The sequence below is a fragment of the Postechiella marina genome, from assembly GCF_039538365.1.
In the GTDB taxonomy this organism is placed as follows: domain Bacteria; phylum Bacteroidota; class Bacteroidia; order Flavobacteriales; family Flavobacteriaceae; genus Postechiella; species Postechiella marina.
Genome location: NZ_BAABCA010000006.1, coordinates 168,577 through 185,163, shown reverse-complemented (window position 1 = coordinate 185,163; position 16,587 = coordinate 168,577). Strand labels below are relative to the sequence as shown.

Annotated in this window: 10 protein-coding genes; 1 reads left to right on the top strand and 9 read right to left on the bottom strand. The window is 32.5% G+C overall.

What is annotated here, in order from left to right:
• Nucleotides 1-63: 63 nt before the first annotated feature.
• From ABD715_RS14400 to ABD715_RS14380, 5 genes are all read right to left on the bottom strand, one after another.
• Nucleotides 64-1,614 carry a RagB/SusD family nutrient uptake outer membrane protein gene (locus tag ABD715_RS14400; RefSeq protein WP_344789000.1) on the bottom strand — a complete coding sequence of 517 codons (1,551 nt, stop codon included), beginning with the start codon at nt 1,612-1,614 and terminating at the stop codon, nt 64-66.
• Between the two features lie 19 nt (nt 1,615-1,633).
• Nucleotides 1,634-5,029: a TonB-dependent receptor gene (locus ABD715_RS14395; RefSeq protein WP_344788999.1), complete on the bottom strand. Its 3,396-nt coding sequence runs from the start codon at nt 5,027-5,029 to the stop codon at nt 1,634-1,636.
• A 145-nt stretch (nt 5,030-5,174) separates the two neighbouring features.
• The gene (locus tag ABD715_RS14390; protein WP_344788998.1) at nt 5,175-6,368 is read right to left on the bottom strand and encodes a FecR family protein; all 1,194 of its coding nucleotides are present in this window, start codon (nt 6,366-6,368) and stop codon (nt 5,175-5,177) included.
• Nucleotides 6,369-6,509: 141 nt separating this feature from the next.
• Nucleotides 6,510-7,061: an RNA polymerase sigma-70 factor gene (locus tag ABD715_RS14385; protein WP_344788997.1), complete on the bottom strand. Its 552-nt coding sequence runs from the start codon at nt 7,059-7,061 to the stop codon at nt 6,510-6,512.
• Nucleotides 7,062-7,574: 513 nt separating this feature from the next.
• Nucleotides 7,575-8,867, bottom strand: coding sequence for a GntP family permease (locus tag ABD715_RS14380; protein WP_344788996.1), 1,293 nt, complete (start codon nt 8,865-8,867; stop codon nt 7,575-7,577).
• Between the two features lie 183 nt (nt 8,868-9,050).
• Here ABD715_RS14380 and ABD715_RS14375 point away from each other — a divergent pair, with 183 nt between their 5' ends.
• Nucleotides 9,051-9,914: a family 16 glycosylhydrolase gene (locus ABD715_RS14375; protein ID WP_344788995.1), complete on the top strand. Its 864-nt coding sequence runs from the start codon at nt 9,051-9,053 to the stop codon at nt 9,912-9,914.
• 59 nt (nt 9,915-9,973) lie between these two features.
• On the opposite strand, the gene ABD715_RS14370 is transcribed toward ABD715_RS14375, so the two are convergent.
• The 4 genes from ABD715_RS14370 to ABD715_RS14355 form a co-directional block, all read right to left on the bottom strand.
• The gene (locus tag ABD715_RS14370; RefSeq protein WP_344788994.1) at nt 9,974-11,401 is read right to left on the bottom strand and encodes a sulfatase-like hydrolase/transferase; all 1,428 of its coding nucleotides are present in this window, start codon (nt 11,399-11,401) and stop codon (nt 9,974-9,976) included.
• A gap of 12 nt (nt 11,402-11,413) precedes the next feature.
• Nucleotides 11,414-13,069 (bottom strand): sulfatase-like hydrolase/transferase, encoded by a 1,656-nt coding sequence (locus ABD715_RS14365; protein WP_344788993.1) that lies wholly within the window; start codon nt 13,067-13,069, stop codon nt 11,414-11,416.
• Nucleotides 13,070-13,268: 199 nt separating this feature from the next.
• A complete protein-coding gene (locus ABD715_RS14360; RefSeq protein ID WP_344788991.1) occupies nt 13,269-14,066 on the bottom strand; it encodes an alpha/beta hydrolase in 798 nt (265 codons plus the stop codon).
• A 5-nt stretch (nt 14,067-14,071) separates the two neighbouring features.
• The gene (locus tag ABD715_RS14355; RefSeq protein ID WP_344788990.1) at nt 14,072-16,567 is read right to left on the bottom strand and encodes a glycoside hydrolase family 2 TIM barrel-domain containing protein; all 2,496 of its coding nucleotides are present in this window, start codon (nt 16,565-16,567) and stop codon (nt 14,072-14,074) included.
• Nucleotides 16,568-16,587 lie beyond the last annotated feature (20 nt).

Below are 16,587 nucleotides of genomic sequence, written 5' to 3'. Positions count from 1 at the left end.
TAAAAAGAGCTGTTCTTTAATTAGAACAGCTCTTTTAAAATTGTTTTATTGCGTTATTAAAAATTAATCTCCAAGAATAGGGTTTAGTACAATCTCTGTATCTGGAATTGGAGACCACCAATTAGCTTTGTCTGCAGGATCGCCTAAAAGAGTTAGCTCTCTTGGATCTCTGTTTTCTGTCACTTCTGCTACCATTTCGTGTCGCACTAAATCCAACCATCTATTACCGCCTGTTTCGCCAACAAATTCCCAACCTCTTTCTGCAAGAATTGCATCAATAACTACATCTTTGTCTGACGAAACAAGGTCTATGCTAGGGTCGGGTGTCTTCCAAAATTCAGCTGGAAGTGCGCCAACATCTGCTTGTTTATCCAAACCATGTGCGTAACCTCTTCGTCTTACTAAGTTTAAATTATCTACAGCTTGAGATATTGGTCCAAGATTAGCACATGCCTCCGCATTCATTAATAGCACTTCAGAATAACGCATTACGCATCTATCGTTGGAGGTTTGCCATGCATGCTCAAATGTTTGTCCAACAGGATCTACAGCATTAGGGTGGTTAGTTCCGCTGGCAGTTCCCCATGTAAATTTTGTTACTATTGGATTACCATGTTCTATAAAGTATTTATTACTATTATCTGCAATGGCTGTAAATGTTTTTCTGTAACCTTCTGGAAAATTATTAAAAAATGTCCATTCCATATAGGCATCCATCCAGTTACCCCATCTGTTTCCGTAAGATCTATTTTGGTATGCTGTATATGTGCGTCTATCCATAAGATGCGCCCAAATAACTTCTTTGTTTATTTGATGAGGCTCTTGGAAATTATGGGCAAAATCATCCATTAGAGAGTAAACACCTGCGTCTATAATCTCATTAGTTAAAGTTTTAACTTGCGACCATTTATCTGTTTCATTATATGGGTATCCTGTTAATATCATATAGGTTTTAGCTAAAAGGGCTTTAGCTGCAGTTTTCGATACACGTCCATTATTTACTGTTCCTCCATTGGTATCCCTTTCATTTACAGCCCAAGTAATAGCATATTCATAATCACTAATTACTTGTTCTAATACTTGTCTTTTAGGGGTTTTAGACATTTGTAAGTCTGGTTCAGGAACCAAAGGCATAGGTATATCCCCAAAAGTTGTTGCTAAAGTAAAATAACAATATGCTCTTAAAAAGTAAGCATTTGCTTTAGCATCATTTATAATAGTTTCATCTACACCTGGAGGATTTGCATTTTGAATAAAGCTATTACATGCAAGGATGCATTTATATTTTCTCCACCAATCGTTATTTCTCCATGAATTACCAGCTGTTCTGGCAAACCTATCTGCTTCCCATATTACCCATTTGTTAGAATGTGTTGTTCTAGATGTAATATCGTCTGCACCGGTTTGGTGAGCAATTTGTTCCATAGACCAAACCGCTCTGTGAAGAGATCCATATAGACCAACTACTCCTGCTGTTAAGGTTTGTTCATCTGAATAAAAAGTTTCAGCAGCAATAGCCCCATCACTACCCTCGTCTAAAGTCTCACAGCTACCAACCATTAATGCTATGGCAACTATAAAAAGTATTTTGCTTTTTAAAATTAATTGTTTCATGTTCTATATTTTTTATTTATTAAAATGTAACTTTAAGTCCAGCAGATATAGTTCTTACTAATGGGTAAGAGAATGCATCTACACCTGCTTGAGAATCACTATTAATAGGTGTACTTGATCCTTCAGGATCTAATCCAGAATAGTTAGTAATAGTTAAAAGATTATCGACACTAGTGTATAGTCTAAAGCTAGATATTTTTAATGAATCTGTAATTTTTTGAGGTAGATTATAACCTAATGTAACATTACTTATTTTAAAGAATGTGCCATCTTCTACGTATTGTCCAACTAAATAAGTGTTAGAATAATCTGTTTGAATAGGCATAATTTGTTGAGTCGAACTTGTATTTGTTGGAGACCATCTATTTCGATATCCTGTAGATAAAATATTATTGTCTAGTTTGTTGTCTGTCCAGTTATAAATGTCATTTCCTACAGAACCAATACATTGTATAGAAATGTCAAAATCTTTATAGGCTATGCTTGTTCCTAAGCCATATGTGAAATCTGCTTGAGCATTTCCAACAATTTGTCTATCTGCAGCTGTTATGTCACCGCTTTGGTCAAGGTCTTCGTATTTTACTTCTCCTGGAAAAGCACCGTATGTTGCAGCTTCAGCAGCTTCGTCTTCTTGCCAAAGTCCAATTGCTTTTAAGCCAAAAAGAGACCCCATTGATTCTCCTTTTTTAACTATAAATTTGTTATTACCTCCAACAAGGCTCCAAATACCTAAAGCTTCTTCATTGTCAATAAAAATTTCGTCGGCACCATCTAGATCTTTTACTTTGTTTTTATTTTTGGTAAAATTACCATAGGCTGTCCAACTAAAATCATCGGTAGATTTAATCTTCCAATTTAGACCTATTTCAACACCGTTATTGTCAATAGCCGCATAGTTTGATGTTATTGATGATTGCCCTGTATATCTTGCGATTGACTTAGCTATAATAACATCGGTTGCTTGTTTAGAATATACATCTATAGATCCTGTTACCTTATTACCTAGAATACCAAAATCTAGACCTGCGTTATAAGATGTTGTTGTTTCCCATTTTAAATTAGGGTCTACTATAGAGCCAGGAACAATACCTTCTACAGGAATATTACTGTCTAGCGCATACCATCTATATTGTGCACCAGCATTAGTTGTATCGAAGGCAGGTATAATAGCATATGCTCCTACAGCTTGATTACCTACTTCACCATATCCGGCACGAAGTTTTAAATTATCTATCCAACTAATGTCTTGAATAAAAGACTCTTCTGAAGCTTTCCAAGCAACTGCTGCTGAAGGAAAGTAGCCCCATCGTGTATCTTTACTAAACCTAGAAGAACCGTCAGCACGCATAGAAGCAGTAAGTAAATATTTGTTTTTGTAACTATAATTTAATCGTCCCATGTAAGAGCGTATTTTGCCAATATTATATGCAGAACTTGTTATAGTTGGTTGTCCATTGCTTAAAAGGTACCACTCGTTAGCAAGTGTAGAAAGGTTATTTACATCTGCGGAAAGGTTACGGTTAGTGCCTTTTGAGAACTCGTAAACACCTGATACTTTTAAACTGTGATTTCCAAAATCATTTTCATAGGTCAATCTGCTGTTTGCTAGCCAGTTATTGTTTCTAATATAATCTTGTCCTGCTACTAGTTCGGTTCTGTTTCCGTTAGCAGTTGGCTCTAACAATGTTCTTTGTCCGTTATAGCCAAAGTTAAAACTACCAGAGGCAGTTGTAGCTAACGTAAGATTGTCTGTTAATTTGATGTCTAAATCAATATTAGATGAAATTCTATCGCGTACATTTTCTTGGTTTTGTAATACTTTTTGCTCTGGGTTGGCATACCTACCAATTAAAAAAGCACCATTGTAGCCATTATATGTGTCTGGATGAAGAAAATCTCCATTCTCATCTCTAGAACCCCATTGTTGAGGAAAAGTAACTGCAGCTCCTATAATATTATTTAAACCTCCTGTTCCTCTTCCATTGGCTTGAGAGTCTGTATGTGTACCATACGTGTTAAATTTAAAATTAATTTTATTGCCTATTTTACCAGATATGTTTGAACGTAGCGAGGTTCTTTTGTAAAATGAATTTTTAATGATTCCTTCTTCATCTAAATGGTTAGCAGAAAAGAAATATTTTAAATTTTCACCTCCTCCAGTTACATTTATCGAGTAGTTCTGTCTTAAGCCACTTCGGGTTACTAAGTCTTGCCAATCTGTACCTCCTGTTAATCTAAAAGTTTCAATTTGAGAATCTGTAAAAAAAGCTGAATTACCTTTAGATATGTTTTGTAAGTTCATAAGCTCTGCTTGTTCAGCTGCAGATAAAATATCATAAGAATTTACTGGATTGCTAAATCCAACATTAGTGTCAATACTAACTTTTAATTTACCTTCTTTTGGAGCTACAGTAGTTATTAAAACAACGCCATTGGCTCCTCTAGACCCATAAATAGCAGTTGCAGAGGCATCTTTTAAAAAGTTAATGGTTGCAATGTCGTTAGGGTTAACTGTTGATATATCAGCTCCAATGAATCCATCTATAACATACAAGGGGTTGTTAGAATAGTTGATGGAACTTCCTCCACGAATACGAATCTTCATACTTTGTCCTGGAGCTCCACTAGTTTGTTGAATGTTTACTCCAGAAACTTTACCTTGTAAACCTGAGCCTATTTTAGTTATAGGTGCTTTAAGTAAATCTTTAGAAGATATAAGAGAAACAGACCCTGTTACATCACTCTTTTTTGCTGTACCGTAGCCAATAACAACAACTTCGTCTAATTTGGCAGTATCTTCTTCTAGAGTTACATTAACAGAGGTTTGACTTCCTAAAGTTACTAATTTTGTAACGTAGCCAAGAAAAGTAATTTCTAGTACATCTCCAGAACTAGCTTGAATAGTAAAGTTACCGTCAAAATCTGTTACAGCTCCTTTAGTAGAGCCTCTTATAATAATATTAGCCCCAGGAATACCAATACCCGAAGCATCAACAACTGTACCCGAGTACGTTTTTTGTTGCTGTAGGTTTTTAGTCGCAGGGTTCGTGTTTTTTGGTTCTAAAACTAATATTATTTGCTTGTTTAGCACTTCGAAATTAATATTAGTATCAGAAAATAGTGTGTTTAATATTTTTGAGATTTTGGTTTTTTTGAATTTAACTGAAACGAGTTTTTTATAGTCAACTTGGTTATCGTTATATAAAAACTTGAATTCCGATTTGGACTCAATAGTTTGTAATACATTTTCAATACTTACATTTTTTAATTCTAAGCTAATTTTAGCGTTTTGAGAATAAGAATTAGCATGTATTTGAAAAAGAGATATTAAAAATAAATAGACAGTTAGTTTCATTTTTAAATCGAACTTAAATTTGTAGGGTATAGCATTCCCTAGCATAATTTGAAATTTCATACTTTTGTAATGATTTTAGTGATTTAATTTTTTAAATTGCTTGTAAAGCTAATCGGGGAATGTTGCAGCATTTTCCGATTTTTTTAGTTAGTTTAGGTAAGTCTTCATGTCTTTGTCATCATTGTTGTTAGTTTTAGTTAATAGTTTAGTTTATAATAATGTGGTTAGCATTAATGGTGTAATCAAATTTAAAATTCTTGTTAAAAGAATTTAAAACTTGGTCTATAGATTCTATATCGAAGCTGGCAGTAAAGCTTTCCTCCGATAGTTTTTTATTGTTATTGGTAATAGATATGTTGTAATGTCTTTCTAGTTTTTTTAGTATGTTTTTAAAACGCATGTGTTTAAAAACAATTTTACCATCTATCCAAGCGGTATGTAAAGATGTATTTACTTTTCTCACCTTAATATCGCCATTTTCTTTTTTCCATCTTGCTTTTTGGCCAGGTACAAGTATTGTGTTTTCAGTTTTAAAATTTTTATTAATAGAGTTTATAGCTACAGAGCCTTCAACTAGTACCGTATTTATATTGTAGTCTTCTGGGTAAGAAGATACATTAAACTTTGTACCAAGAACTTTTATTTGCATGTCGTCGGTATTAACAATAAAAGGCTGCTTTTTATTTTTTTTAATATCGAAATAAGCTTCACCTTTTAAAAATACGAGTCTATTTTTTCCTTCTATAAAATTTACAGGATAACGTAAAGAACTTCCAGCGTTGAGGTGTACGGTAGATCCATCTGAGAGTACTACTTGAAATGTTTTTCCGTAGGGTATTGTTAACTTATTGTAAACGAGCTCTTCTGTTTTTTTGTTAGTTTTTGTGTTGGCGTAATTTATTTTAGTACCGTTTTGAAAACCAACTAGTTTTCCGTTTTTGTTTATAATATTTTTAGTATCGTTACTTGCTATTATTTGTTTATTGCCATTGTCAAGCTCTAATATAATAGCGTCTATTTTGTTAGGATTAGCAACACTATTATTTTCTTGTAGTGCTTTATTATAATTGCTTTTTTCTATATAAAAGTAAGAGATGCCTAAACAGATGAATAAAACAACTGCAACTTTATAAGGGGTAAACTTAAATTGATATTTGTTCCTTTTGTACGTTGTTTTGGACTTTAGCATGGCCCAATCTTCATTTTTAGTTTCGTTAATATGTCTAACTAAACTTTCGCGTTCCTTTTTTTTAGTAGGATTTAATAGATGCTCCAATATATCCTCAGTGTCTTCAGTAGAGAATAAATTATTAACTTCAGAAGTATTAACATCTTGCTTGTCTAGTAAGCTAGAAGCTATGGATTTGGATAGTTTTATTAGGTCTTTTATGGTTCGCATATTTCGATAGCAACGTACACTGGTTTTGTGTACTATATATTAATTACGATTAAAAATTAAATAGGGGTTAAAAAAAATGTTATTTTTTTGCTATTATGATAAAAAAAGAGAGCGTTAATTGCGTATTTGTTATTTTGATTTTTAAAAAAACAAATTGAGTACCAGTAGATAAGCACTTTTTAATAACGGACGTAGCTTTTGGTAAGCAATACGCTTTTGTGTTTTTACAGTGTTAAGGGATATTGATAGTTCTTCAGATATTTGTTTATTGCCTAACCCCTTTAAGCTTAAATGTATAATGCGTTTACATTTATATGGCAGTGTATTAACAGCTTGGTTTACAAGTCTAGATGTTTCTTCTATTAATACGTGTTTTTCAAAATAAGTTTGCGAAGTTAAAAGACTTAAATTAATATCGTTATTAACTTTTACGTGGTTTTTATATTCTTTACTTTTTAAATAATCTAAAGATTTATTTTTTACTATAGTGTATAAATAACCTTTAACATTAAAATCGTCTTTTAGTATTATTTGCTCTTTCCATATTTTAATAAATACCTCTTGCACAATATCTTTAGATATTTCAATATTATTAGTGTATTTGTTAGAAAACACACAGAGCGAGGTATAAAAAGTATCGAATAGCTTTTTATAATGGTCTAAAGAAACATTGTTTTTTTTAACTACTTTCAAAATATAACTATTATTAATGGCTCAATTATAATGCAGTATATAGTTTTAATTAAAAAATATATAAGCATATAAGCTAGAATATTCCATTGTATAATTCTGTGGTTTGAATTAATGTACAATAGAAAAGTAAAAATGAAATGTAGGGTTTACTTATTTTAATTATTTAAGATTGATTTTTTAATAACTAAAATGCCCTGATATTAGTAAATTATGGGCTTAGGTTTTTAATGAATAATTGGTTTGCATACTTTTAGTTTATTTAGCGTTAGTTGTTATTGTTAAACATATTTATCTCTGGTATTAAAGACAAATAAGTTAATGTAATAATGTTCTGTTTTTAAAACAATTTATACCATAAACTAATATTTAAATTAAAGAAATCGCTTTAATTATCTGAATATAAGCAGTTTATGTGTTGTTTAAAAAACTAAACATAATAGTTAGTTAATAGCAATATATGATTTTTATGATAATTTTTTTGTGTTTAGTTAAAAAAATAATTGTTTATATGTTTTAAAGCATGTATAATAGTATTGCCATTAACCCACCGCTTAAGGCAACAATTCCAGAAAGCATGCTAAAAGATTTTAAAATTCGAGAGGTAGAAAAACCGTGAGCTTCTTTAAATAGCCAGAAAAAACTGCTGTTTACATGTATAATACCTAAAGAGCCTGCCCCAATAGCTGCTGCTGTAATTTCTGGAGGTAATGTTCCGTTAGTAATTAAAGGCGCAACTATTGATGCTGTCGTAATTAAAGACACGGTAATAGATCCTGTTACTGTTGTAAATAAAAAGCTTAGAGCAAAAGGTATTAATATACCTGTTGTAGAAATACCTGTGGGGTCAGAAAATAAAGAGCTAACAATGTTAGAGTCTTTAATAACTTGTCCAAAAGCTCCACCGGTGCCTGTTATTAAAATAACTGTAGCAGACTTTGAGCCTGCACTATGAAAAAAATTATTTAACTTTTTAGAAAAATCCTTTTTATCAATTAAAGGTAAAGAAAAGGCAACGCCAATTAACAAGGCCCAAATTGGGTTTTTTATAAATTGAATTACCGCACCTCCTTGAGAAAACACCGAGCCAATAGACATTAAAAAAATAGGCATAAGCAAAGCTAAAAAGGGTAAAATCTTTTTATAACCCGTAATGCTTTTCTTTTCTAAGATGTTGGTTTTGTTTGTAGTAATTTTTACTGTTAGTTTTTTAGTATTCCATTTTATCCAAATAAAACCACCAGTTATGGCAGCAATGGCTACAAGTATGTTTGTAGGTATAATGCGTCCTATGTCTTTAATTTCTAACATGGAAGCAACAATTAAAGGCCCGGGCGTTGGGGGTATAAGGGCATGAGCCACAGTTAAACTCATAGCTAAAGATAACCCTAACACCAATACCGAATGTCCAGATTTTTTTGATAATACCATAATGGTTGGTAAAAGTGTTAAATAAGCAACATCTACAAAAACAGGAATACCTACCAGAAAACCAATTACTGCCATACTTAGAGGTAGTCGTTTAATACCAAATAGTTTTATAATACTATCTGCTATTATATCTGCACCACCAGTATCAGACAGAATTTCGCCTAAAAGAGTGCCAAATAATATAATTAAGCCAATCCATTTTAGGGTGTTTCCAAAACCATTTAAAAGACTTTCGGTAACTTTTTCTACAGATAAGCCTATAGATAATCCTAAAATTAGTCCAGAAATTAAAAGTACTGGAATAGGATGAATTTTAAAAACTGTTATAGCTACAATTAATAAAATAATGCATAGTAATAAAATAATTAGGCTCGTCATAACTATAAAGTGAAAAAATAGAGATGTACAATATAGAAGCTAATTTTTACATTTATAGATTCGTTTTTATCTGTTATAACGTATAAATTATCATGAACAAACACATTTGATTTAAATTATGAGACAATAGTACTGTTCCTTTATTTAGAGTTTGAATAGATTTACTGAAATAAAATTACAAAAATGAAATATATCTTTTCTATTACCATTGCGCTCATGTCGCTTAGTAGTTATTCTCAAGATTTAACAATTCCACCAAAAAAATATGTAGATTCTGTAAGTTTAGTAAAACGACCTAAAAGGTTAAATAATAAATTGCCTTTATCTGACCAAAAAAACAAAGAGAAATGGAAGTTGAATAAGGCTGCTTCAGACGAGTTTGATAAAAAAGAATTGAATGAAGTATTATGGTATCCAAATAATCCAAAATGGAAAGGAAGACCTCCAACATATTTTCATGGTTCTAATGTAAGTTTAGAAAATGGCGAACTGGTAATTCGTGTTAATAAACATGGTAAAGAAAATTTGCCAGAAAAATTTACACATAGCACTGGTTTTATTAAAAGCAAACAAAAGTTTCTTTATGGTTATTTTGAAGCAGAACTAAAGTTAATGGATGCGCCATGGGTTTCTGGTTTTTGGATGACAAATGTGTCTAGAGATTGGTGGACAGAAATTGATATTTGCGAAAACGCTCCAGGTGTGCCTTATAATAAACACGATTTAAACTCTAATATTCATGTGTTTAAAGCTCCTAAAGATAAAGGTGATGTTAAAAAACACTTTTCTAGAACTAAAAAATATTATTTTCCAGAAGAGTTGCAAGCTGGTTACCATACTTGGGGTTTAGAGTGGACTCCAGAATTTATTAGATTTTATATAGATGGCGTTCTTTTTAGAGAAGCAAAAAATACGCATTGGCATCAACCTTTAGAGGTTAATTTTAATTGTGAATCTAATAAGTGGTTTGGTGCTTTGCCAGACAATAATAGGTTAAATGGCGAATATCATGTAAAATATTTTAGAGTATGGAAGCTTAAAAAGTAAAACTAAAAAAATCCCATTAAAATTTATAATGGGATTTTTTTTAGTTGACAGCTTTAGGGTTACTTTTTTAACTTCGGATTTAAAGAGTTTCTTCTAGCATCTTGCAGTTTCTTTTCTTCTTTAATAACGTTTTTTCCGTGTGGATCAAACCATTGCGGATCCATGTTTTTAGCATCCCATTCTTTATAAGTTTTATTTAGCATGTCTATAATTTCAGGATTATTATCTGCTATATCGTGTCTTTCAAAACTATCTTTTTCTAAATCAAAAAGCATTAGTTTATTTTTATAGGCACTTTTGTATAGTTTGTATTTTCCTTTTCTAACCGCATATTCAAAACCACCAACAGATCTCCAAAATAATACATCGTGAGGCTTATTTGGGTTTTCGTTTTTTATATAAGGTAATAAATCTTTACCTTCTAGTTGCGTTTCTTTTGATGCGTCTCCTCCGGCAGCATTTAGTAGGGTAGGGAAGATGTCTAAAGATATTATAGGTTTATCGTACGTTTGGTTTGCTTTTATGCCTTCTGGCCATCTAATAAAGAAAGGTACTTTTATGCCTCCTTCAAAAATCATCCCTTTATGGCCTCTGTTTGGCCTGTTATCGGCATGTTCTTTTCTTCCTCCGTTATCACTTAAAAATACAACAATTGTATTATCTTTAATACCTTTAGCAACAAGTGTAGAGTCTATTCTACCAACGCCATAATCTACACCATTTACCATAGCACCATAAACGCTTCTGTCTGCGTATTCAATATGTTTTGTTTGTTCTAAATATTGCTCTGTAGCATGGTCTGGCGAGTGTGGTGCGTTATAAGCTAAGTACATAAAAAATGGTTTTTCATCATTTTTGTCTATGTAGTCTATGGCCTCGTTTGTAAAATCGTCTGTTAGGTAGCTTAATTCATTTTCAGGAACAGGTTTGTTGTTTCTAAAAATCATATGTATTTGGTCTTTAGCTGTTCCCCAGTAATTCATTCCGCCACCAGCAAAACCAAACCAATGGTCGTAACCTTGTGCAGGAGGATATAAATCTGGATGATCTCCTAAGTGCCATTTACCAATAGCACTAGTGGTGTAGCCTTGTTCTTTTAAAGCTTCCGATATCATTTTTTCAGAAAGCGGCGTGCCAACCGTATTATCGTTTTCTTCATGATTGTATGGCATATTACAATCATGACCAAAACGTGCTTGATAGCGTCCAGTCATAATACCAGCTCTTGAAGGGCTGCAGTATGGGTGAGATACATAACCGTTAGAAAATATAACGCCTTCTGCAGCCATTTTATCTAGATTTGGTGTTGGTATATCTGTGCAACCATTAAATCCAACATCTGCCCATCCTTGATCATCTGTAAGAATTATAATAATGTTGGGTTTTTTAGTATGTGTTTTAGCAGGAGTGTTCTCTGCTATAAGTTTGGTTTTTTCTTGATTGCAAGAAAATACTAATCCAATTAATAATAAATAATAAAATCTCATTTGGTTTGTTGTTTAGTGTCCGCCTTTAGGGTGACTGTCGTTAGTGTATCTGTATACCGATGGTTTTCCTGTTCCACGGGCATTTGTTAATTCTGTTTTCCAAACTCCTCGAAGTTTTTCAAGAATATTTTTATGCTCTTGGTTGTTAGCAAGGTTGTTTAATTCGGCTGGATCATTTTTTAAATTGTACAACTCTTCGTAAACAGGTTGCTCACCTTCCAAAGAGGAGTCTGATAAATCACGGTATATAGCTATATCTACATCGTGTACGCTGTAAAGAATTACATTTTCTTTAATACCTAAAGCTTTAGCAGCTTTAATTTTTTTACTAGCAGGAAATGTTGTGTTTTTATAATACCTTAAATATTTCCATTCTTTGTTTTGAACCGCTTCAATCTTAGGGTTTCCAAATTGTGTAGACCATAAGTTTTCGGTATAAACATAATCTCTAACTTCTGCCGATGGGTTTGTAATAAGGTTAGAAATATCTTTTCCTTGAAAAGAATCAGGAACTTTTACGCCTGCAAGAGCAGCCATTGTAGGAGCAATATCAATGCTTTGTACTAAAGCATCACTTTTTAATCCTCTTTGTTTTCTTTTGTTTGCTGGATTAAAAACTATCATAGGTACATGTGTCGTTTTTTCGTAGCAAAGGGCTTTTCCGCCTAAACCTTGCTCTCCCATAAACAATCCGTGATCTGATGTGAAAATGATGATTGTATTTTTATCTAGTTTTAAGTTTTTAAGTTTTTCTCTTAAGTTACCTACTAATCGATCTATACCTGTCATGGCTTGTAATTGCCTAATGTATCTTTCTGTAAAACCTTCTGGTGTATCTGCATAGCTATACCCAGCTTGTCTTTCTTCTGCGCGCAATAAATTGGCTGGTAGTTTAGGTGTTTTTATATCTTTTTTAGCAATATAGTTAGCAGGTAACGGAATATTTTTATCTCTATATAAGGTTTTGTAAATATCGTCATCAGTTTTTTTCATTTTCATAGAGCCAGTACCAGCTCCATGGGGTAAATTAAAGTTTATAGATAATAAAAATGGTTTGTTAGAAGGTCTGTTTTCTAAAAATTTAACAGCACCTTTTAGTTTTCTTTCGTTAGGATCGAGAAAATCATCAACACCTTCTTGTATAACTTCAACCTGTGTATTGGCTATGGCATCGTTAAATATTTTATGTACATCCTTAGGATAAAACCTAATATGGCCATGACCAGCATACCAATAGTCGAAACTTTTTTCCATAACGCCACTGTTGTAACCGCCTTTACCAATTGGGGCATGGTTTTTTCCAACCCATCCAGTATAGTATCCAGCATCTCTCATTACCATTGGGTAAGATTTTGCCCAAGCTTCATCAGAAACAGAAGTTCCAGAGTTAAAGTTTACAGCATGTTTTCTTTCGTATTGGCTAAGTAAGATAGAAATTCTACTTGGTGTGCAAATAGCACTTGTAATGTGTGCGTTAGTAAATAAAGTACCATCGCTAGCTAGTTTGTCTATATTTGGCGTTTGTACAATATTGTTTCCGGTACACCCCATCATTCCGTAAGATTGATCATCGGTAAGTATAAAAACGAAGTTTGGTTTATCTTGAGCTAATATATTTGTTTGAAAAGCAACATAGATAAAAAGGAAGTAAAAAACTGATTTTTTCATTTTAAAAGCGGGTAATTATAATTTTAATTAAGATAAAAGTAAGTCAATGCTTTTTATTAGAAAAGTTTATAACCATTAGGTATGAAGTTTGGAACATATGTTACATGAAAACCATATGTTATTAAAAAAAGCATCAATTTTTAGTTTTGATGCTTTTTGTAATTTCTGACTGTAAAATGGGCTCTTTTAGGGCTTTTTATTATACTTTGTTAAAAAATAGTAGCGAATCTTTTATATGTTCTTGCCAATATTTCCATTCGTGAGCACCTTCAAATTCTTGATAAACATGGTTTATATTTGCTTCTTTTAATTGCTGATGAAGCTTTCTATTGTGTTCTATTAGTAAGTCGTTTTTACCACAATCAAATCTAATTAAAGGTAGGCTTTCTTTTCTATTTTGAATAGTTTTCCACACAGATTGGTCTTCAATATTTCCTTTTTTATAAGTTTCCAAAGACTCTTCAACAAATAAAGGCATTTGTTCTACATCTGTAATAGAAGAATGTGCAGAAATGGCTTTAAATTTATTAGCGTATTTGATGCCTAAGCGTAAAGCGCCAAAACCTCCCATAGATAATCCAGAGATATAAAGATTAGAGTTATTGCTTGTACAACTAATATTTTCAATTACAGCATCTATAACATCGTTTACAATCCAATTTTCAAAATTTAAAGTTTGATGAGGTATGTAACCAGAACCATCTCCCCATAGTCCGTCTGAAGGCATAGCTATAACCATAGGCTTTATCAATCCAGCTTCCATCATTTTTAATGCAGTAAAATGTACGCCTGTTTTATGAGGCCAAATCCAAGCACTACCATAAACGCCATGCATTAAAACAATTATAGGTAAATCTTTTAAGTTGGTATTTGGTGGCACAAAAACACAAATATCGCCGCGTCCTTTCAAGTTTTTACTCTTTACAGTTATAAAACGTAAATTATTACTTTCGAATTCGGGATTAGATATCTCTGTAGTTTTAAATTTTGAAGCCATTACTATTATTTTATAATTATAGATTGATTTTGAGTTGTAAAATCTTTAGTATTAACTTTAATATTAATGGTTCCTGTTGAGGTGGCTTTTACAAAAACCGCAAGTTTGCCTTTGTATAAATTTCTTTTTGGAGTTATTAGTTTTTGCATATTGGTAGGGTCTCCACTTGCCGAAGCTAAAAATTCTCCAGCTCCAGAGACTTCAATATTTAATAACTTCTCATAGTTTGGTTGCCAGTTTCCATCTTCATCAACTACAGAAATAATGTATACAGCAACTTCTCCTTGTTTAATTTCTGTAACCTCAGGCTGTATTACTATTTTTGATGCTTTTTTTGCTGTTTTATATATAAGTGTTTCTTGGGCTTTCCCTTTTTTACTATAAGCAACTATTTTTATTTCACCTGGATTATAAGTTATAGAATCCCAAACAATAGCATAGGCTTTCATTAATTCAAAAGATGCACCACCAGAACCATGTTTAGTTAAATCTTTGTTTAAAAATAAGGCAGGGTCTAGTTTTTCTTTTGTTTTAATACCTTGGCTTTTTCCGTTTACAAAAAGTTCTGCCTTTGCGTAATTTGTATAGCAAACAACTGGAAACTGCGTACCTGCTTTTGCAGGGTTAGACCAGTGAGGGAAAGCATGTAATACGTTTTCATTTGGATTCCAACGTGCTTTATATAAGAAAAATTTATCTTTTTCTAATCCTGCAAAATCAATAGGTGCAAAATAAGAACTACGAGATTTCGTTTCGTGATAGGGAGATGGCTCTCCTAAATAATCATAACCAGTCCAAACAAACTCTCCGTAAACCGATGGGTTATAGTCTTGAGAAGCAAATTCTTTAAACGGAGGGTATCCCCAACGTACGTTGGTTGTTTCGTAATTTCCAGGATGTCCATCTTTAAATGTATTTGTGTTGGTAGATAAACCTTTGGCATCTCTTAATGTGTCGAAAACAACAGGGAATTTGTATGTGTTTCGAAGGCTTACTGTTCCACCTGTTTCGCTAGCATAGAATTTTAAGTTTGGGTATTTTTTACGAAATAAATGATACGAGCCAGGTTTGTAATTAAACCCAGCTACGTCTACTTTTTGAGCCATACCATTTTTTAGAGCACTTATGGCGCTATTAAAACCACATGTTGTGGCACGTGTAGTATCTACACTTTTTACAATATCATTTAAATAACCCGTTATATTGTTAGGGTCGTTTCTGTATTGCTCTAGAATTTCATTACCAATGCTCCACATAATGATACTTGGGTGATTTCGATCTCTGTATATCATTTCAGTAAGATCTATTTTAGCCCATTTGTCAAAATGTTTTGAATATCCATTTTTTACTTTTCCAATTTGCCACTCATCAAAGGCTTCATCAATAGCTAAAAAACCAAGTTTGTCGCATAAATCTAAGGCTTCAGGCGCTGGCGGATTATGAGAAAAACGAATGGCGTTAACACCCATTTCTCTTAATTTTAGTAATTGTCTTTTAAATAAATTAGGGTAAAAGGCAGCTCCGGTTGGTCCTAAATCATGATGCATGTTAACACCTTTAAAACGCACTTTTTTATTATTTAAATAAAATCCATCAACAGTATATTTTAATTTTCTAATTCCAAAGTTAGTAATCGTTTCGTCTACCACTTGTCCTTTAGAAATTAAAGAGGTTTTTAGTTGATATAAATTAGGGGTTTCGATATCCCATATTTTTGGTTTTTTTATTTCTAATGTAGTGTTGTTTATATTTGTTGTTGAAGCATTAATTTCTTTATTTGAAGAAGCTATAACAGCGCCATTGGCGTCAATAATTTCGTTTTTTAGTGTTAAAATACCTTTGCCTGCTATTTTAACTTGGGCATTTACTTGAGCTGTTTTTTTTGTAATTACTGGTGTTGTTACAAAGGTTCCCCAAGTAGGAATATGATTTTGATTTTTTTTAATTAAAGAGACCTTTCTGTATAACCCAGCGCCAGGGTACCAACGCGATTGACTATTAAAGTTCTCTAACCGAACTGCAACAACATTATTTCCCTTTTTTAGATATGAACTAATATCAAAAAAGAATGAAATATATCCATTAGGTCTTTGGCCTATATATTTTCCGTTTACATATACTTTTGCATGGCTCATGGCGCCATCAAAAAGCAATTCATAAATTTTAGAGGTGTCTTGAATATCAAAATGCGTTCTATACCATCCAACACCGGTATAAGGTAGAGCGCCAGATCTACCGGTACGATATTTTGGTTTAGATTCACCGTCTTGTATTACCATGGTTAGTTGTACATCATTGGAGAAATCAAAATCCCCTTCTGCAGCCCAGTCATGAGGTACGTTTACATTATCCCAATCGGTAGTATCAAAATTTTCTTGAAAGGCTGCTCCGTAATCATATTGAGTAAATTTCCAGTGTTCTAACAAGTCAACAGTTCTGCTTTGAGCAAATAAGAAATGAAATGAAAAAGTTAGCGTAAGAATAAGTATATATTTTTTCATAATGAAAATTGATTATTGTC